The organism is Dorea sp. AM13-35, from assembly GCF_003473885.1.
Taxonomy (GTDB): Bacteria; Bacillota; Clostridia; order Lachnospirales; family Lachnospiraceae; genus Dorea_D; species Dorea_D hominis.
In genome coordinates this window covers 322,148-342,499 of sequence record NZ_QUCZ01000001.1, presented here as the reverse complement: position 1 = coordinate 342,499, position 20,352 = coordinate 322,148, and the positions used below count along the sequence as shown (strand labels likewise).

Below are 20,352 nucleotides of genomic sequence, written 5' to 3'. Positions count from 1 at the left end.
TAATTATTACCTCCTGCTTTCGATTCGTTCATACGTCTCTGCTTCGGTCTGGAGAATCTGTTCCAGTGACGGATTCGCTATATTCTTATGTGCATTCATACAGTCTTCGATGATTTCCATAATTTCCAGATATTTGACTTCACGTTTCAGGAACTTGCTTACCGCCAGCTCATTTGCCGCATTGAGCACGGTCGGAAGACTTCCGCCTTCTCTTCCTGCCTTATATGCGAGTTTTAGACCATAAAACGTCTCCATATCCGGCTTTTCAAAATCCAGTTTTCCCATTTCCCAGAAATCCAGTCTGTCACCCGGCAGATATCTACGCTCTGGATAATAAAGCGCATACTGAATCGGCAGTTTCATATCCGGTGTCCCAAGCTGCGCCATTACGGCTCCGTCTTCATATTCAACCATGGAATGGATGACACTCTGTGGCTGTACAACAACCTGGATCTGATCCACATTTACATCAAACAGCCATTTCGCCTCAATCACTTCCAGTCCTTTGTTTACCATTGTAGAAGAATCAATGGTAATTTTCTGTCCCATCGACCAATTTGGATGTTTCAATGCATCTTCCACACGGATATTCAGAAGATCTTCTTCTTTTTTTCCGCGGAATGGACCGCCGGATGCCGTCAGAAGTATCTTGTGGATCGGATTGCCTTTATTTCCCTGAAGAGACTGGAAAATAGCACTGTGTTCACTGTCTACCGGTAAAATACGGACATTATATTCCTTTGCCATCGGCATGATCAGATGTCCGGCTGTTACCATCGTCTCTTTGTTGGCAAGCGCAATGTCTTTTCCTGCCTGTATCGCTGCGATCGTCGGACGCAGTCCGATCATTCCTACAATTGCCGTCACAAGAATCTCTGCCTTTTCAAGCGTTGCGATCTCAATAAGCCCCTCCATTCCTGTTACAACTCTTGTATCTGTATCTGCAATTTTTACTTTTAACTCTTCTGCTTTGCCTTCGCTCCATACAGCAACACACACCGGATGAAACTCCCGGATCTGTTGTTCCAGCAGTTCGATATTCTTACCGGCTGCAAGCCCAAGCACTTCAATATCTTTATTTTCTCTGACTACTTCGAGTGTCTGTGTTCCAATCGATCCGGTGGAACCAAGAATTGCTATTTTCTTCATAAAATCCCTCTCTTTAATCCTATAACCACTGTTTTATTTTACAGATTGCCGGCGAGAAATGTTGTCAGGAAATAAATGACCGGTGCTGTAAAAAGAACACTGTCAAAACGATCCAGAATACCGCCGTGTCCCGGAATCAGCGTACCATAATCTTTAATATCATGATTTCTCTTAATGGCAGAAGCTGCCAGATCTCCAATCTGGGAAATCGCTCCTCCGGCTCCGCAGATGATTGCATAATGCAACACATTTGCCTGTGCTCCGGCAAAATGATTCATTGCAGCTGCAAATATCGCGCCAAGCAACGCTGCACCTACAATTCCTCCGATTCCACCTTCTACCGACTTCTTCGGGCTTAACTTCGGCGCCATCTTATGTTTACCGATCAGCATGCCGACGCAATACGCACAGGTATCACATCCCCAGGAACTCAGGAAAATGAGCCATACTACAATGCCACCATCCTCTAACATTCTTGTCTGATATACATAAGACATCATCATTGCCACATAAAATACTCCAAAAAATACTGTTGCAACCTGATCTGCTACAAATGCAGGATACGAAAATACATAAACTGCCATCAATACGATCATAAATCCCATGATCAGTAGCGGCAAACGATTTAACTGATTCGTATACAGAAGTGCATAATAAGCTACTGCTACCAGATAACCGGCAAATGCAATTGGTTTCTTCTGCACACCCACTACCTTATACAATTCTGTCATACCGATCAGACTGATTACGCCAAGTACGCCAAAGAGTACTTCTCCTCCGCATCCAACTGTAGCGATCAGGATGATCACCAGAACAATTCCACTTAAAAGTCTTGTTTTAAACATCTTTTTTCTGTTCCTCCTTCACGCCTCCGTAGCGGCGGTCTCTTCTATTATATTGCTCAATCGCCTTTTCCAGTTCTGCTTTTGAAAAATCCGGCCACGGAACATCTGTAAAATAAAATTCCGTATATGCAAGCTGCCAGAGCAGATAATTGGATAATCTGAGTTCCCCACTTGTACGGATCAGAAGATCCGGATCCGGGATTCCATGTGTATCCAGATAGCCTGAAATAACTTCTTCTGAAATCTCTCCCGGCTTTAATTTACCTTCTGCACAGTCTGCGGAAATTCTGCGGACTGCACGCATAATCTCATCTCTGCTTCCGTAATTCAATGCAATCTGGAAATTCAGTCCACCGTTATCCTTTGTAGCTTCTTCCAGTTCCTCTATACGATTTCGGATGTCATCATCCAGTCTGGTCTTATCACCGATTACACGGACTTTCATATCATTTTTCGCTGCTGTTTTCAGGCAGGTCTTCATATAACTGCGCAACAGCTTCATCAACGCGTTCACTTCATCTGCCGGACGGTTCCAGTTCTCTGTCGAAAACGCATATACAGTCAGATATTTGATCCCCATTTTCCATGCTTCTTCACAGATTTTCTCAACATTCTTGCTTCCCTGTACATGCCCATAATTACGTGGCATTCCTTTTGCTTTCGCCCAACGTCCGTTTCCATCCAAAATAATCGCAATATGCTGCGGTACATTCATCTGGTTTCTCCTCCCACGAATGGGGGACAGTTACCAAAATCTCTTTGGCTTCTGTCCCCTCATTTATTAAACCGTCATTACTTCTTTTGATTTTGCTTCAACTGCTTTGTCAACTTCTTTGACATATTTGTCTGTCAGTTTCTGAAGATCATCTTCCATATCCTTAATCTCATCTTCAGATACATCAGAACCTTTCAGTTTCTTGAATGCATCATTTCCGTCACGACGAATATTACGGATTGCAACCTTTGCTGCCTCTCCTTTTTTCTTAACATCCTTTACCAGTTCTTTTCTTCGTTCCTCGGTCAGTTCCGGGAATACCAGACGGATACATGTTCCATCGTTTGTCGGATTGATTCCAAGATCAGAAGTCATGATCGCTTTTTCGATTACTTTTACCATCGACTTCTCCCATGGCTGGATCTGGATCATACGCGGCTCCGGTACAGATACGTTTGCAACCTGCTGGATTGGTGTCGGTGTTCCATAATAATCTACCATGATTTTATTCAAAACATTTGGATTGGCACGTCCTGCACGGATTGCTCCGAGCTCTCCATCCAGATTACCCATTGTCTTGGTCATCTTCTCTTCATATGCTTTTAATTTCTCGTTCATAAATATTTCCTCCTATTATTATACAGTTACTTTTGTACCTGTAAATGTTCCTGTCATCGTCTCAACGATACTGTTCTCCTCATTCAGTCCGAATACTAGCATCGGCATCTTATTTTCCAGGCACATGATAGATGCTGTCAGGTCAACTGCCATCAGCTTCTTATCGATGATCTCCTGAATCGAAATCTCATCATACTTCTTCGCATCCGGATTCACCTTCGGATCGCTGTCATAAATTCCATCAATTGCTTTTGCCAGAAGCATTGCATCTGCCTCGATCTCGATCGCACGGAGAACAGCTCCTGTATCTGTTGAGAAATACGGATGTCCTGTACCGCCTGCAAAGAATACAACCTTTCCTTCATTGAGTGCTTCTACTGCTGCATCTTTGGAAAATAGTGATGTAAATGCACCACATACAAATGGTGTGAAAATCTCTGTCTCCATTCCGACATAACGGAAAATATCAGATACATAAATACAGTTCATAACCGTTGCAAGCATACCGATCTGGTCAGCTTTCACACGGTCAATCGTCTCACTGGTTCTTCCTCTCCAGAAATTACCGCCTCCGGTTACGATTGCAACCTGGATGCCATCGTCTACCAGTTTCTTAACCTGCTTTGCAACGCCTACACATGTAGCTTCATCAAATCCGGTTTTTTTATCTCCTGCGAGTGCTTCCCCGCTGAGTTTTAATAATACTCTTTTCATCGGTTTTCAAACTCCTTATCTTTTCTCTTTTTATGTTTTCACATACTTGTTGTAATTATAACATAGGAATTTCAAAAAAGGAATAACTATCGCATTTCTTCTGCTTTTTGTACAACAAAAAGCTTATTTCCTTCTTTTGCTATATAATCCAGATTCCATCCGGTGCTTGCCTTTTCACCTGCTGCTCTGTACAACAACGCTGCATCGTAGCTGTATGCAACCTGATGCAACTTATAAAAAAGACGATTTGGTGCAGTCGCTGCATCCTGCATAAATCCGAACGCTGCATCATAGTCCTTATTTGCCATTGCCCTCCGGAAATTATTGCATGCACACAAATGTGCAAAAAGAGCCTGTCCTTTTTTATTTTTAGAAAGTTTTCTGCGACATGCCTGTTCCAGCTCCGGAACTTGCTGTCCCATGTCTCTCTGAAAATAGATCATGGATAATAACAGATAATAATTCAGTGCGAATTCTCTTTTTAATTTTTCTGGATTAATCGCCATCAGCGTATCATATGCTGCATCTATATTTCCCTGATAGTACCTTGCGACTGCAAGATTACAATTCACACGATCTTTGAAAAATGGCTGCTTTATACGCATTGCACATGCCTCATATAAAAACGGATCACATTCCTCAAATAAAATCTTCTCTATTTCCAGTTTCCCAAATGCTTCCAACAGACATGCCAGAACAGCAATTGCGGCATATGCTGCAAAAACAGCCACATATATCAGGAAAGTTCCAAATATTCCAAATGACCAGGAACATATATCCAGATCCAGTTTGAAAATCACCATGTAAATCAGAAACAAAATATCTATTGCAATGGCTCCATACGAAGCCCACATCTTCTTATGATATTTGTGTAACCTTTTCTGAATCTCGTTTTCTAATTCTATGTCCATCTTAAGTCCTCCATTCTTGTCTTTCTTCTTACTATTATAGAAGATATACCGGAAAATGCACTTAATTTTTTCTGAATATTTTGTGAAATCTGCTTTTTATATTCTTTATTTCCAATGGAAGTGAAACATGAATGAAATTATTCCATAAAATAAAACAACACACAGGGAGCAGTTCGTCCTGATAAACGATACTGCTCCCTGTTCTTTTCCACACAAGCACGAAAAACTCTTCGTAGCCACTTAAAGTCGATTCATAAACCCAATTTTTTTCATGGAATATCCATATTTTTTTAACAAATCGTCATAATAGCTAAATGCATTTTTTACACTTTCGGATGTCTTTGGCCATGCCCACTCTCCCGGCACTCCTTTGTCAGGATCTTCTTCTTCTCTAATAATTTCATAATACGTTAAGTCCAGACCTTTTTTGTTTTCATCACAGTTTTTCTCAACCTTGCCCTGTATGCGGGTAATAATGTCACTGTAACCGTCTTCATATACATATTTTAATTGTCCGGCCTTATCTTTTGAAACATCCAGTTTTATATCCACTCTCGTTAATTCATCCGGTTCTTCCAGATCCTCCTTAAACACAAATTGCATCTGCCATTTTTTCGGATACGCACTTATTATAACTGTACGATAATTTTCTACGTCATACTGTTTTATTTTCATTGATATGCGTCTGACATCCGATGAACCTTTTGCTCCTTTTTGTCTCACAAGCATATATAAATTTCTTCCATAATATTGCTGTTTGGAAACAACTTCCACCTTACACTTTAACTTTTTGCCCTTTACTTTTGCATAAATTGTACATTTTCCCGGCTTAACTGCTTTTACTGTACCTTTTTTACTGACTTTTGCAATTTTTTTATTACTGCTCGACCATTTTACTTTTGCCTTTGTATGATTCACTTTCAACTTTTTGCTCTGCGCCACGTACAACATAACACTTTTTTTATTGAGCTTTGGTTTCGCTGCCGCCTCTACTCTACATCCCTGTACTCCGGAAAATATAAAAATTGCTACCATTGCAACCGCCAAAAAGTTTTTTCTTATACATCTCCATATTTTTTTATCCATACGCTTTCCTTTCCAGTTATCCCTAACTTAAAGAACACATTTTTTAAAACTTCCTTTGCTTCCGGAAGCAATGTCAGAAGCATTACAAGCACGCTCGCAAAATATCTTCGTTTTCTTTCATATTTATCTCCTCCTTTTCCTTGAATTTGTACATAAGATCTCTAATTCTAGTTTCAGTTTAACAGAAGAAAAAATGTATAACATCCCTCAAAAGAGTATGTTTTTATATTTTTTCCCTTTCTAAAATCCCCGTATCACAATTCCGCTTTCTCTTGCCATTACCGCAAGCTGTGTCCGCGTTGTAAAACCAGTTTTCTGTAGCAGTGTTTTTACATATTTTTTTACTGTATGTATTGAGATATGTAATCTTTTTGCAATTTCATCATCCGTATCTCCGCTGGTCAGTTCCCGCAGTACTTCCAGCTCTCTTGCCGTAAATTCTTCGCTTGTTGCAAGTCCGATCTGCAATACAGGCAGTTTATCCGGATAAACAGATTCTCCTCTCATCGTCCGATCCATGACATCCAGCAAATGTTCTGCCGAAGGATCTTTATACCAGAAACTTTCTACTCCACTTTTTCTTGCACGCTCCACGAAATCACACTCCGGCTGACTTGTCACAATAATAATTTTCTTCTTTGGATAAATCTTTTTAATTTTTGCTGCCGCTTCCAATCCACTCGAGCGTAGCGCTGTACAGACATCCATTAAAATCAGATCCACCGTGCTCGTCATACAGTAAAATTCTGCAAGAGATGCACTCTCAATTGCCGCTGTAACTATATATCTGTCACTTTCCTGCAAAATAATCTCAAACAATTTTCTTGCCATTGGATCGTCTTCCACAATCAATACATGTATCATTCTCTCTTCCTTCCCCTGCTTTTGGCAGCCGTATTTTCAAGGAAAATACATTTTCAGCTGTAATTTTCATAGACCCGCCTGCCAGTTCTGTTTTCTGACGAAGCGTTGACAACCCTCCGCCCTCTGTAATTTTTTTCTGTGGAATCACTCCATCATTTGAACAAATAAAATATATTTCTCCCTTTTCGGTTCCTGTCTCAATCCACAAATTGTCCGCCTTTCCATGGCGAACAGCATTTGTCAAAGCTTCCGCCCCCGCTGCCAGAAACAATTCCTGAATACTTCTGTCATCTGGGATTTTTCCTGTTACTTTAAGTTTTATTCCTGCGGATGCTGCTGCATTTTTCAAATAATACAAGGCATCCTCTTGCTCTTCCTTTGTCTCTTGCTGTAAAAGCGAAATGATATGATGCCATTTTTTTAATAATTCATCCGTTTTATCTTTTACAGTTTTGCTTGAAAGAAAATATCTGGTTTCCATAAGTATTTGTCCGAACGTATCATGAATCCGGACTTTTGTATCAAGTCTTTGACGCGCACGCGTAAGTTCTTCTACCCTCTGTGCATACACTTTCAGTCTTTTGTTGATACTTTTCAGTTCTTCATTTTCTTCTTCCTGCCTCTTCAGTAATTGATATAGCATCGTTCTTTCTGAAGCTGTCACCTGTATCATTTTCTTTTTTCTCACATAGATTTCTTCCCGGTCAAATTGCCAGACTGTTTGATCCGCCATTTGAAAAATCATTGGACTCTTCCTGGACAGGCGCTTACATCCTGGCACCAAACTTCCTTCTTCTAAAAACTCCCAGAAATCTTCACCGTTTACAATTGCTTTTCCACGCAATTTATGTCCCAATTGATTCATTCTCTTATTTATAAGCTGAATCTGACCATTTGTATCATAAAAGCATAGTCCCATTGGTAACGTATCTGCAGCTTCACGTATTGTATTATTCGTTATTTCCGTTTTGCTTCTGCAAATTTGCCGGTAATAAACCTTTCCTGCCACTACACTTGCCATAGCAATATAGAGAAATATGTATATTTTCGGAATTCCAAGTACCACATTTTCTATCGCTGAAGTGGTGCTTTTATCTGCCAGCTTCTGTACCCCTGCCGCAAATATAATTAACAATCCCAGATTCAGTAAACTGCTGACTAAAAGACCTGTTCTGACTTCTCGTCTGCTCTTTTCTTTCAAAAATGCATTTGCCTGTAAAAAGAAACAAAGAAACAATAAACTACATATCATTGCGCTCATTTTTTCCTATCTCCTTTCCGGCATACAGTTGTACCTGACATTCCTCATTCTGTATTCTTTTCCTGATTTGTATATTCCCTGCCACTGCAATATCTCTTACATGAGACAGGCATCTGGTATTTCCCGCTATATTCAATTTTAATACCGCCTGCCTATTTGCCGACTGTAAATGTAACAGCACTGCATCCACATCACCAAGGATCTGTTCCATCAGCTTTTCATATGTTTCATATAATGCGATCAAATCTTGTTTTTTCAAAACTCCTTCACATTTTCCGGATAAAGATACTGCTATTTTGCATACTTTCAGATTTTCCACCGACTCCCTCAAGCAATACTCCAATTCTTTTGCCGGCAAAAAATCAGATTCTTCACAAAGTAATATTAAATTACTCATCCGTTTCACATAGGCGGCAAGTACACAGATTTTTTTCAGATTTTCCCATTTCTGTTTCTCATTTTTACTGTTTTCGAGCCAGTATTTAATCTGATCGATCTGATCTTTTGTATACTCTGTAATTTTATTACAAAACTGCATCTGCTCATCCAGTTTGCTTTGTTTTTTCTTTAAATCCACTTCCGCCTGCAAAAGACTGCGGCTGGATTCCAGTTGTTCCGCATTTGCTTCTAATTGTTTTAATACACATCTGATATCTGTTACATCTTCACACCATACAACCGCTCCTCCTCTGACCGGTGCAAGAAGCAATTGTTCTTCCCCAAGATCAATCGGTCTATTTTTTGCCTCTTCCAGTACATTTTCTGATATTTGTTTTGCATTTCCAGATGCAAAACAAACTTCCTTATTCTGATTCAGAATCTGTGCTCCGATTGTAGTTGCTTCAAACAGTTCTTCATATCCTGTATTTGACGGGATCAGACCGCTTTTTATACATCCTTCACAGATAGCAAGGATCACAAGAATCATCATCACCGTCAGATCTCCTGCATAAGTCCGAAGAAACGAAATTCCGGAAAGGTACAATCCTACATATAGAATCCCCACGCCCAACGGAATCATTGGCAACCAGATTCGTTTTTTTCTTCCGGGCACATGACTTTTTATAAACAACAATACAAAAAAGATCAAAACTTCCATACTGAGCCACGCAAGAATCATTTTGTATCCCCATCCGTAATAATAATTTCCATCACTGGAAGGCACCCCATTTTCAAAGCGAAACACACACTGATGGATATGATTCGTCAAAACAAGAAGACAGAGCACAACTGCCGGGAAAACAAGACTATACAAATACTTTGGTAACCTGTAATGCTCTGGCTGTCCAAGGCAGACTGCCAGATATAGTGCAAATAATGGTATAAATAACATCGGTATATAAAATCCATACCAGCACAGACTTTTCAGGAAATCCATATTTCCCAGGAAAAGATACTTTATTGTACGTATAAACAACCAGAAAATAAGAAGGTAACCGATCATCAACAAATATTTCCGAACTGCACTGTACAAGATCCTTTTTTTCACAGATGAAATCCAGTACAGAACCAGTTCCATGTAAATTGCAGAACGTAATACATCCAATCCCATAAAGACATCCCCTGGGAGTAAAATATTCCGTGGGAGCAGGCGAAAGACATATCCGCACAAAATTGCCAAAAAAAATATCACATATGAAAATTCTGCTCTTGTGCTTTTTTCCATCTGTCTCTCCTCCATACAATTTTTCTACATATTTTTATTATAACATGATTCCTGGATACCGTATATGAAAGAAACTTCTTTTCTGGAATGACATATCAGGAACAATCATACAACAAGAGCTATGACACCTGCGGTTTTATCGCCTGCGTCAAAGCTCTTGTCATCCTTTTATAATATAGATATTTTTGCTACCGGAAACCTTTTATCTCACACTTTTTCTCTTCCGAATTACACAGACGCCAGCAAGTCCTGCTGCCCCTGCCATAATTCCGATCAACAGTCCTGTCTGCGCCGGATCACCGGTCTTCGGCAGGATTGTAACTGTTTTTACCGGCTTCTGTGGCTGGTTTGGTTTCTGCGGGTTAGTCGGTTTCTGTGGATTTTGTGGTTCCTGCGGCTTCGTGTACACATTTGTAAATAACACTTCGTCCGGCGTTGTCTCGACCTTCGCCTGATAAGCGCCCTGCTCATTATCCGTCACCGTTATTTTGTACGTGTATACAGAAGTGTCATAGGTAATACCTTTCGCCTGCTCATGCTTCTCATTTACTGTATAAATATACGTGCCCACACGGTTAAATGTTAATTTATCAAATGTCACTCTTCCGGACGCATCATTTTTCACCGTCTGCATAACCGCGCCATTTACGTCTTTTAATTCAAACGTAAATTCTCCTTCTGCGAGCAATCTGCCTTTCAGCACTTTCACAGCGCCCGGAACCACTTCTACCGGCACTGCCTGATACTGATTGGAAAACGTCGGAATATTCACAGCATCTCCAGCATATGCATACGATGTCTCTGCTTTCAGATATCCTCCGGCATCCGTAACCTCCACTGTCACCCCATAAACAGTCTCATCATACGTAACGCCACCGGAAGTTCCTTTTGTTTCTCTCATTGTATAGCGGTAAATTCCTGCTTTTTCATAAGTCATTGCAGGGAATATGACATTTCCGTCTGCCTGGTTCCTGGTTTTTGCAACAACTGTTCCATCTTCATTTAATAGCTCAAACAAAAATTCTCCACTCTTCATATCCCGTCCATGCAACGTTTTTTTAGCGTGAATGATATTCTTTCCTTCCAGTGTTACCGGATTCGGCGCGTACTGGTTGTGGAATTCTGGATACTTTCCTTTCTGTCCGTCCGTATAGACTTCTGCCTGTAATATGCCGTCCTGATCTGTAACGACAACTTTCACAGTTGCAACATGGGAATCGTACGTGTACCCTTCCTTATCCCCCTGAACTTCAGATACCTGATAAATGTACGTTCCCGGATGTGTATAGGTAAGCTCTCCAAAATGAAAACTTCCACCCTGGCTATTTGTAACGGTTTCGTCTACATTTTCTGCCACTGCTTTTCCTGTATCATTTTGCAACTCTTCCTGCACTTCTTCCGGAATATCTTCGCTGATTGATTTCAGCCTGAACTGAAACGTTCCTTCTTCCAGTGTCCTGCCTGTCAGTTCTTTCATTCCCTGTAAAGTAACAAGTACTTTGTCCGGGTTGTATTTGTTCGTAAATAAAATGCTATCCGCTTTTTTCTGTCCTTTTTCATAAGTTACCGTTGCTTCCAATTTGCCGTTCAGATTGTCTTTTACCGTCACGATTACCGTTACCGGAACTCCGTCATAGCTGATTCCGTTTGCATTTTCCTGCTTTTCACGGATTGTATACACATATGTTCCACTTTCTGTGTACCGCATAGTATTTTCAAAACGGAACTGTCCGTCTGCATCATTTTTCACTGTGCGTGCAGCCTCTGACAATGCTTTCACCGGATCTGACTCTGGATTATTTTCAGCAGTTTCCAGTACAAATGTAAATTCTCCGCCTTTCATTGTAAACATATTATTTTCACTTGACTGTACCTGCTTTGTGCCGCGTATACCGGTTTTAAAATCAGCCGGAACAACCGGATCTGCTTTGTAGCGGTTCATAATCTTCAATGGATTTCCGTCCGGATAAATAACTTCTGCCTTTAATGCTCCTTTTCCATCATCCGTTACTTTTACTGTCACTTCGTATTTAACTTTATCATAACGGATACCCGGAATCGGATGCTCCGTGTCCTCCACTTCTTGAATCGTATATTTATAAATCCCTGCCTTCACATAAGACATCTGGAAATGGAACTTTCCGTCTACATCGTTTGTTACAACCGTTTCACCCGGAAGTGGCGCATCATTTTCTGCCTTGATCCGGAAATGGAACGTATCATCTGCTCTTAAGTCTCTGCCCTCCAGCACTTTCTTTCCATGAACAGATGTTTGCACCGGTTTTACTTCGTACCGGTTCGTAAATGTCATCACACGGTCTCCTGTAATCGACACGCCGTTTCCTTCTGTCTGATATCCGGAAGGAAGTGCTTTTGCAGTCAGTGTCCCATCCAGATTATCAGTCACGACCACTGTCACTTTTACATTTCCGTCTGCATAAGTAACACCCGGAAGACTTCCTGTTCTTTCTTTTATAACCAGTTTATAAACTCCCGGCTCTTTAAATACGATATCACCAAAATGCGCTTCCACACCATTTTTTACAGTAATCGCTTCCGGAAGCTTTACATCTTTTGCTGCATCTGGATTGTCTTTATCCCATCCGATTGCAAATGTAAACGCATCATCCGACATCCAGTCCCGTCCGATAAGTTCCTTTTTCACTTTCAGATTTGCTGCGCCCTGAAGTGTCACCGCATCGGTCTCATAGTCATTCTGAATCCTTGCAATCTGATCTGCAACTGCAAGATTTAATTCCGCGCCTTTATCATCCTTTTTCTGCCACATCGTTAATTCCGCATGCAGATTCCCCTTTCCGTCATCTGTCACTTTCACAACAACTTCATAGAGTGCCTGCGAATATTTCACACCACCGGCACGATTATTTTCTGCCGGTATCTGTTCCCGGATCTGATACTTAAATGTACCCGGTCTTGTAAATTTAATTGTTCCGAACCCAATGTTCTGTGCATTTGTTACATTTTTTGTCATGCACCGGACACCGTCTTTTTCTGTCACCTGCGCTCCTTCCGGGAACGGCGCATTTTTCTGGTCACTGCTCAGCACAATATCAAAAGACAGTCCCTGAAATGCTTCCCAGTTCGGGAACTGCTTCTGTACGCAGAAAATTCCGTTTGCAAGTTCTGCCGGATCTGCCCTGTAAACATTATGAAATACTGCTTCCATCGTTTTTCCTGCATTAATTTTTCCATTTTCTCCTGATTTTTCATCCAGCGTATATCCTCCCGGCAGATTCACTTCCTCGATGCTGTATGCCGCATTTGCTTCCAATCCGTAAATGCAGAGAGATTCTCCGTCTTTTAAGACAATGTCTGCTTTTCCATTTGCAAATGTAAGTGATATCAGATTGCCAGACTTCTGTCCATTCTGATATTTCTGCACCTGGAATGTCTGATTCGTTGCAGATGGAATCTGGATTTTAAAATGGAATTCCGTTTCACCGGCTTTTTCCGGTCCTGTAAATCCTTCTGCCACTTCCGCACATTTGCTGATCAGAAGCGCTCCCGGACACACAACCTGTAACTTTCCGTTATTACCGAGTTCTTCTTTTATCTCAGAGGCATCTCCACTTGTCCTCTTTGAACTCCAGACATTTTTTGCGGTTTCTGTCACATTTTCCTGCTTTGTTTCAGTCTCATTCTTCGCCTGCCGGTAATACGGATTTTCAGATGCCGGTGTAAATATGCACGTTGTGTCTCCGTTATCTTCTCCTTTCGTATAAACATTGCTGTAAAATGATACAATTCCATCCTTCTGGTTTTCAGCCAGATAAGACTGCATATTCTCATCCGGAACTGCCATTTTCTCTTCCACACCATCTTTCAGGCTTACACCATAACAGATGGAGATTGGTGATGCTTCTTCCACTGTCACGTTCTCTTTTCCGTTCACTTCGTTCACCTTGAAATTCAAAAGTGGCAGCAGCGATGCCGGAATCTTCACTGTGACAAGATCTCCCGTTTTTAAATCATTTGATTTTTCTACCTGAATGATCAGGTCATCAAGACTGGCATTTTCATATAAAGCATTCGCCGAAACCGTGCCGGAGAAATGATAGACATCCTTATTTCCGCTGGTTGTCTTCTCTTTCAGATCAAATGTTTTTCCTGCACAGACAATATTTGCAAAGCGATCCACTTTCATATAATCCCCAAGCCGATCTGTAAATATAACATAACCGTCTTTACTGCCGTCTGCCTCTCCTAACTCTGTTGGTACACCACTTGTTGACTGGCTGATATCCTGCGCGATTTCATCGAAAATCTTATTCAGTTCCGCCACATTGGATGCCGCCTTGTAATACTGGCTGTCTTTTGCTCTGTTGCCGAGGTTCTGATAACTCTGTGCATCCGGATAGTTACTGGAAACGCCGTGCATATATGCATTAAATGAATTTCGCGTATCTGACGGATCTGCCGAATCGAATACACCAATCGTGTAGATCCTTGTTCCATCCTTTTTCAGATCTTTCGCATAAGAAATCGCCCGATTTGCAACGTATCCGTCAAATCCGCTAAAATGATTCGGTTCTCCGTCCGTAAACAGGATGACGATCTTCTGCGATTTTTTCCGTTCTATCTGATCTATGATCTTTTTTGTATATTCCATTCCATAATCCGCTGCCGTACATCCGCTGGCATTCAGTGCATTTACATCCGCTTTCAATACAGATGCATCATCCGTCAGATTGCTGAGAATCTGCGTATGATTATACTTATAACCATTGGAAGTATATGTGGTATTTCCAATTTTATCGGATTTATTTCCTGCATATTTTACAATTGCAATCTTATGTTTTTTTGATGCATCCGTGATATTTTTATTGACTGCATCTGTTTTATCAATGAAATCATTTACCGCTGTTTTCAGCGCAGAAAGTTTAGAAGTGCTTCCATTCAGATTATCGCTCATAGATCCGGATACATCCAGTGTCAGCACGATATCTAACGGCTTATCCGAAACTGTTTTCCTGTTGGACATAGAAGAAAGTGCAGATAATGCAACGAGGAAATCAGATCCGTCATTTGATACCGTGATCTTCTTTCCTCCGTTTTCTATTTCCAGATTTTCTGTTGTAACTGTTTTGTCTGACCAGATCTTACCGGTATTTTCTATCAAATAGTTCCCGTCTCCATCCGTCAGTGCTTTTTTCCAATTGGCAATACTGGACGCATCTGCCATCGTACCCTCGCTTTGAGATGTCACTCCTGAAAGTGTACCCTCTGATGTCTGTTCTTCCGCCTGTACTGCCATACCAGAAGATAACATTCCCCAGACCAGTGCCATCATCAGCATGATCGTCAGAACTCTTCTGATCGTATTCTTACATCTGCTTCTTCCAAAAAACTGCCTTTTCATTGCTCCACTCCTTTCCAGCTTATTCTTTCTCTGGTGTGGATCATGAAATCTGCTAAAGCAGAGCTTCATTTATCGTGGCAGTCTTTCAAGCTGCTTTTTGTAAAGTACTGTAATTATATACGATTCTTATTATTGTGTCTATATCTCATTCTATTTAATTATATTTTTATTTTAGTCAGATTATTCCATTTTTTGTCAATATTTACACTATCGTCAGCTCTTTTGTCGATTCCTAAGATTTGACGGTATTCCTTTTTATAAAAATAGCTGTCACCACCAAATAAACCGCTCCCAATATCAGAATGCTCGCTGCCATAACAGCAATCATCTCCTGCGTAGAAACAACTTCGCCTCCGAACATCGGACGGCAGTCTAGACTTTTTGCAATCTCTGTGACACTCTGTTTTGGAAATCCATCCTCTTTCATCTGTGCAAACACGCCTCTTAACATATGATTTTTCAGCAGAGATGTTCCATACGTACCCGGAAGGTAAGATAAAAATTTCTGTAATCCGTCTCCGAAATTGGACACCGGCATATACGCACCACAGATAAAACCATATCCTGCGCTGACAATTGTTCCGACTGCTGACATCTGCCCCTGTGTCTTTAACGGATAACAGATAATGCTAGATAACACTGCTCCAAACAATACCAGAAGAAGTACATCCAGAACCATCCACGCAAGATCTGTTGCTGATAAGTACCAACCCATTTTCCTTATATAAAAAAGACACAGAACCAATGCCAGTACATTTACCATTAGGGAATTGAACACAGTTGCGCAGAAATATCCCAGATAGAGAACCGGTCTTTTTACCGGTGACACATCAAAATCTTTTCTTGCGCCACTTGCTTTATCCTGCACCATCGTAAGATTCACGCAAAACGTAACTGTTACACAGCTGACAGCAAGAAGCGCCGCACCAAGCTGGGACGCCACCGCACCATCGATCAGTTTTTCAGATACATGCAGGATCTTCGGCAGGTAAGACGTAAATGAGTCTTTATATACTTTTGCAAGGAACGTAGCATAAAGCACAATCAATATAACTGGTGTAATGAGCGAAGAAAATAACATTCCTCTGTCCCGGAAAAATAATTTTCGGTTACGGTTTATCAATGCCTGTAATGTTTTCATACTTCATCCCCTCCCAGTCTCTTTCCGGTAACTTCCAGAAATACATCATCCATACCGCCTTTTATCACTTCATAATCCTGGAACAGTTCCGGATGTGCCACGATCAGCTCTGTCGCCTCTTTTGTAGACCGCACCATGATCTGATAACCGTCCCGGATTATTCTATACTGTTTTCCAAGAAGCTGCACCTGTTCTTCTGTTACTCCATAAAGTGCTACCACATCATCCGCATACTGATTTTTCAGATCATGCGGTGTTCCTTCCGAAACAATACTTCCACTGTCCAGAATCACTACATAATCCGCACTTGCAGCTTCTTCCATATAATGTGTTGTCAGGAACACGGTCATCTTTTCTTTTTTCCGCAGGTTTTCTATAACATTCCATAATGTCTTACGCGTCTGCGGATCCAGTCCGGTTGTCGGTTCATCAAGGATGAGTATTTCCGGGCGGTGCAAAAGTGCTCTCGCAATATCTATTCTTCGTCTCTGTCCGCCGGAAAGCTTACCAACTGCACGGTCTGTATAATCTGCAAATCCTAACAGTTTCTCTAACTCCTGCAATCTGTTTTCAAAAGCTTTACCTGTAATTCCATATAGTGCTGCCCGGCTTTTCAAATTCTCCCGGACAGTCAGCGGTTTATCTAACACACTGTCCTGAAATACCACTCCCAGCAGATACCTTGTGTCCTGCCCGGCATGCGTCTGGTCTGCCCCGTTAATTCTTACTTCTCCGGCATCCTTAGATAGCTGCCCGCACAAGATGGAAATCGTTGTACTTTTTCCTGCTCCGTTTACACCAAGAAATGCAAACAATTCTCCCCTTTTCACCCGGAAGCTTAAATCCCGGACTGCTTTAACTTTACCAAATGCTTTATGTAAATGGCTGACTTCGATTACATTCTCTTTCATAGTTTTCCTTTCTTCACAATGCTGTTTATAATACGAAAACGGCAGGATAGACGATCTTCCTGTTCTTCTCCCGAATGAAATATATTTTGTCAAAAATTGCACACCCCTGATTTAATACATGCTCTTTAACAAATGCGTTCCCGTTGAAGTACGGAAAATATTTTTGCACGTATTTTCAATTACTTCCTCAGAATATCCGCTTTCATCGGCATTCACCAGAAAATCCGCCTCCAGCAGGATCTGATGATCCGCGCTCTTTACATCTGTATATGTATGATGATGCTCAACCAGCCATCTGATTCGTTCTACCTTCTGCTTCTCAACCGGCAATTCAGCAAAAAATGCGTCTACCAGTGGCGCGCTTTCTTTCTCCTGCATTTTGCCATTTGCATTACCGTATTTTTCTCGGCACAACGGACATGCAATATCATGTACAACAGCCGTTAATTCCAGAATCTTCTGTGTATCCTCATCCAGTCCTTCCTTTTCTCCGATCGTCTTTGCGAACGACCAGACTTTAAGAAAGTGATTGATATCGTGTCTGTTTCCCTTATAAAAATCAATCATTTTTTCAATTGCAGTCGCAACCAGCATTATATTATTTCCTCCCAGCGTATATTTTTACTTGTATGATGTTAGGGTCAAAAGATTCCATACCGTTTTAGGCTTTTGCCCCTGGCATCTTTATATGCTATTATAATATTATCTTCTGCTGTATTGCAAATACGATTTATCACCCTTCTTTTCTCGCCACAACATACGCAACTCCTGCCGGCGCCTCCATCTGACACCCTAGATTGTACTTATTATATTCCGCTGTCTTTTCTAATTCTCTTCACTCTTCCACATCATCGTAAATCCACTTTTCCCATACCCTTGTCTTTTTAATTCCGGAGTAATACAAATCGGTCCCATAGTCATAAACCGGATCATTTCGAAGCTGATGCAATACATAATGTTCATGTTACTTTTTTCAAATTGAAGACTGAACCACAAATATCAGAAAACCGAGGACTGTTCCCCGGTTTTTTTTGCTTAACTATTTATAGTCCTCTTGCAAACTTAACTGCATTTTTTATATCTTCTTCATCTGGATGCCCTTTGGCAATACCACCCACCAGTTTAAATGGACCAAATGTGTCATAACCCTTGCACCCGAATTTTCCTATCACTTTAGAATGCTTCTTGTCTAAAATCTGCTCTATGGATTTATAATTCGCATTCCCACCATAAGTACAGATCAGAAATATCTTTTTGTCATCCGGTAGATTCTTCTCTGCAAATCCCAATATCGACTGATGAAACTTTGAAAAATAGATTCCTGATGCAAACCCAATTATATCATAACTGCTCAGATCTGCATCTGGCTGTTTCACAGCATCAATCAAATCCACCTGACATTCTTCTGCTATCCTCTTTACTAATTTTTCTGTATTTCCGTGATGCACAGATGCGTATACTATCGCTGTTCTCATTTTTCTTCCTTTCTGCCTGTTCCATCAATTAGGTCATAGCTCATATCCAAAAAGTCTAATGTCTTTGCTTCACTGACTGAACCATCCAGTAAAATCGTAATCCAGTGCTGTTTATTCATATGGTATCCTGGTAAAAAACCGTAAGTCTGAATAATCATACTGGTCATTTCCGGATCGCACTTTACGTCCATGATGTCAACCAGATCATTTCCCTCTAATCCCAACTTAGATTTCTCAACTGTCATGAGTACAGCATACCATTTTCCATTTTTATGACGAAGTACAGCACTGTCTGGCGATTTACTCCATAAATATTCCGGAACTGTGCCGTACTGTTTCTGCACATATTCAAAAATTTCTTCTTTCTTCACAATCTATTCAACTCCAGATTCTTCTGATATCCTGCCCATAATCATACCACATTTTCGTATCCCGTACTACCTGCCAAATTCTTTTGCATTTCTCTTATTCTTCTGACTTTAGCTAAATAACTTGTCAGTCGTATAGATTCATAGCTTTAGGTGCATATATAATTGTAAAAAAGTATTGACTCCGACGTTACGTAATAGTTTATGCTTAGAACACAAAGTTAGATAGGAGAAAATATTAATGATGACAGTGCATGAAGTGAGCAAGCTTACCGGAGTGAGTATACGCACTCTACAATATTATGATTGTCAAGATTTTCTTTTTGCTTATATTATCTCTTTTTATAAATCAACAGCTCCGGATTTTTACCATCCTTCTCATATGTACATACGAGAATAAAATCCATACCTGCCAGAATACCGAAGCACCTGTCTCCTCCAAATTCAGACTCCAGTTGATTCCCCAGATAGGTTTTCTGATCATTAAGGAATTTCACTTTTTGACCATTAGGCAGAGTATATTCCAGATTCACATATTTCCCCACAAGTGCATTTAGTTTGTCTACCCTTGGAAGTCCGTCTATATGCAGATCATTAATTTCATTTATCAATTGCTTTTTAAACTCTTCAAACTGCCCATTGTCACTAAGCTCATCATATCTTTTCCAGTAATCTAACTTTGGAAGCATTTCTTTCAGATAAGAACGTGCTTGTTCTTCGGTAAAGTTTTCATTTACCATATTCTTTACACACACATCAATCAATTCATCCATATCATTATATGTGTATGTTCCATCTGCATAGCACCATTTACAATACTCCTCATTTAATGCGCCATCCTTATCACGTCCCAATATGGAATCATCATCAATAGGCATGCCGCAGCACTGACAGATCAGCTTTCTGGGTTCTCCCAAAAGCGTATTGATCGAGACATCAAATTCTTTCGATAAGAGCTTAAGGGTATCAGTATTCGGAACGGTATCTCCATTTTCCCAGCGTGATACCGCCTGCCTTGTTACCATAATTTTATCCGCCAGCTCGTATTGTGACATTCCTCTTTCTGTACGAAGTTTCAAAATAATATTTTTTGTTTCCATAGTCATCACCTCCATAAGCATATCATATAGATAAATTCATGTTCCGAAAAGCAACCTGCTGTTGCCATACCCTGTCTATATGATTTAATTATCACTCTTTGGTCATGACTCTTTTACAATAGAAATTAATCTTGCCATATGATTTCCT

18 protein-coding genes are annotated in these 20,352 nt (G+C 40.6%); 1 reads left to right on the top strand and 17 read right to left on the bottom strand.

The features are described from left to right. Positions 1-6: 6 nt before the first annotated feature. The 16 genes from dxr to DW152_RS01585 form a co-directional block, all read right to left on the bottom strand. Positions 7-1,149: a 1-deoxy-D-xylulose-5-phosphate reductoisomerase gene (gene dxr, locus DW152_RS01660; protein WP_021861078.1), complete on the bottom strand. Its 1,143-nt coding sequence runs from the start codon at positions 1,147-1,149 to the stop codon at positions 7-9. A 38-nt stretch (positions 1,150-1,187) separates the two neighbouring features. Next, on the bottom strand, positions 1,188-1,994 hold the full coding sequence (locus tag DW152_RS01655) for a phosphatidate cytidylyltransferase (protein ID WP_021861079.1): 807 nt from the start codon (positions 1,992-1,994) through the stop codon (positions 1,188-1,190). Next, positions 1,987-2,709, bottom strand: a complete 723-nt coding sequence (locus DW152_RS01650; RefSeq protein ID WP_117537134.1) for an isoprenyl transferase — start codon at positions 2,707-2,709, stop codon at positions 1,987-1,989. Before DW152_RS01650 ends, DW152_RS01655 begins: the two co-directional genes overlap by 8 nt. A gap of 66 nt (positions 2,710-2,775) precedes the next feature. Beyond that, on the bottom strand, positions 2,776-3,327 hold the full coding sequence (frr, locus tag DW152_RS01645; RefSeq protein WP_021861080.1) for a ribosome recycling factor: 552 nt from the start codon (positions 3,325-3,327) through the stop codon (positions 2,776-2,778). 18 nt (positions 3,328-3,345) lie between these two features. Continuing rightward, positions 3,346-4,041: a UMP kinase gene (gene pyrH / locus DW152_RS01640; RefSeq protein WP_021861081.1), complete on the bottom strand. Its 696-nt coding sequence runs from the start codon at positions 4,039-4,041 to the stop codon at positions 3,346-3,348. 86 nt (positions 4,042-4,127) lie between these two features. Further along, on the bottom strand, positions 4,128-4,952 hold the full coding sequence (locus tag DW152_RS01635) for a hypothetical protein (protein ID WP_021861082.1): 825 nt from the start codon (positions 4,950-4,952) through the stop codon (positions 4,128-4,130). 240 nt (positions 4,953-5,192) lie between these two features. Further along, positions 5,193-6,038 (bottom strand): Ig-like domain-containing protein, encoded by an 846-nt coding sequence (locus tag DW152_RS01630; protein WP_021861083.1) that lies wholly within the window; start codon positions 6,036-6,038, stop codon positions 5,193-5,195. Positions 6,039-6,278: 240 nt separating this feature from the next. Then, entirely contained in the window at positions 6,279-6,902 is a 624-nt protein-coding gene (locus tag DW152_RS01625) for a response regulator transcription factor (RefSeq protein WP_021861084.1), read from the bottom strand. After that, positions 6,850-8,163, bottom strand: coding sequence for a sensor histidine kinase (locus tag DW152_RS01620; RefSeq protein WP_117537133.1), 1,314 nt, complete (start codon positions 8,161-8,163; stop codon positions 6,850-6,852). Before DW152_RS01620 ends, DW152_RS01625 begins: the two co-directional genes overlap by 53 nt. Further along, on the bottom strand, positions 8,144-9,715 hold the full coding sequence (locus DW152_RS01615) for a hypothetical protein (RefSeq protein WP_147363193.1): 1,572 nt from the start codon (positions 9,713-9,715) through the stop codon (positions 8,144-8,146). The genes DW152_RS01620 and DW152_RS01615 overlap by 20 nt, the downstream gene beginning before the upstream one ends. Before the next feature lie 316 nt (positions 9,716-10,031). Next, positions 10,032-15,209 (bottom strand): Spy0128 family protein, encoded by a 5,178-nt coding sequence (locus DW152_RS01610; protein WP_158570013.1) that lies wholly within the window; start codon positions 15,207-15,209, stop codon positions 10,032-10,034. A gap of 232 nt (positions 15,210-15,441) precedes the next feature. After that, on the bottom strand, positions 15,442-16,350 hold the full coding sequence (locus tag DW152_RS01605; RefSeq protein ID WP_117537130.1) for an ABC transporter permease: 909 nt from the start codon (positions 16,348-16,350) through the stop codon (positions 15,442-15,444). Continuing rightward, complete coding sequence (locus DW152_RS01600) at positions 16,347-17,261, bottom strand: ABC transporter ATP-binding protein (RefSeq protein ID WP_117537129.1); 915 nt, start codon at positions 17,259-17,261, stop codon at positions 16,347-16,349. The genes DW152_RS01605 and DW152_RS01600 overlap by 4 nt, the downstream gene beginning before the upstream one ends. Before the next feature lie 111 nt (positions 17,262-17,372). Beyond that, entirely contained in the window at positions 17,373-17,855 is a 483-nt protein-coding gene (locus DW152_RS01595; RefSeq protein WP_117537128.1) for an HD domain-containing protein, read from the bottom strand. Positions 17,856-18,304: 449 nt separating this feature from the next. Continuing rightward, positions 18,305-18,736 (bottom strand): flavodoxin family protein, encoded by a 432-nt coding sequence (locus DW152_RS01590; protein ID WP_117537127.1) that lies wholly within the window; start codon positions 18,734-18,736, stop codon positions 18,305-18,307. Beyond that, entirely contained in the window at positions 18,733-19,107 is a 375-nt protein-coding gene (locus tag DW152_RS01585) for an MmcQ/YjbR family DNA-binding protein (RefSeq protein WP_117537126.1), read from the bottom strand. The genes DW152_RS01590 and DW152_RS01585 overlap by 4 nt, the downstream gene beginning before the upstream one ends. Before the next feature lie 238 nt (positions 19,108-19,345). Between DW152_RS01585 and DW152_RS13595 the strand changes: the two genes are divergently transcribed. Further along, entirely contained in the window at positions 19,346-19,504 is a 159-nt protein-coding gene (locus tag DW152_RS13595; protein WP_330411783.1) for a MerR family transcriptional regulator, read from the top strand. Here DW152_RS13595 and DW152_RS01575 read toward each other — a convergent pair. Further along, a complete protein-coding gene (locus DW152_RS01575; protein WP_117537125.1) occupies positions 19,437-20,204 on the bottom strand; it encodes a zinc ribbon domain-containing protein in 768 nt (255 codons plus the stop codon). The two genes, DW152_RS13595 and DW152_RS01575, sit on opposite strands and share 68 nt — an antisense overlap. Positions 20,205-20,352: the final 148 nt, after the last annotated feature.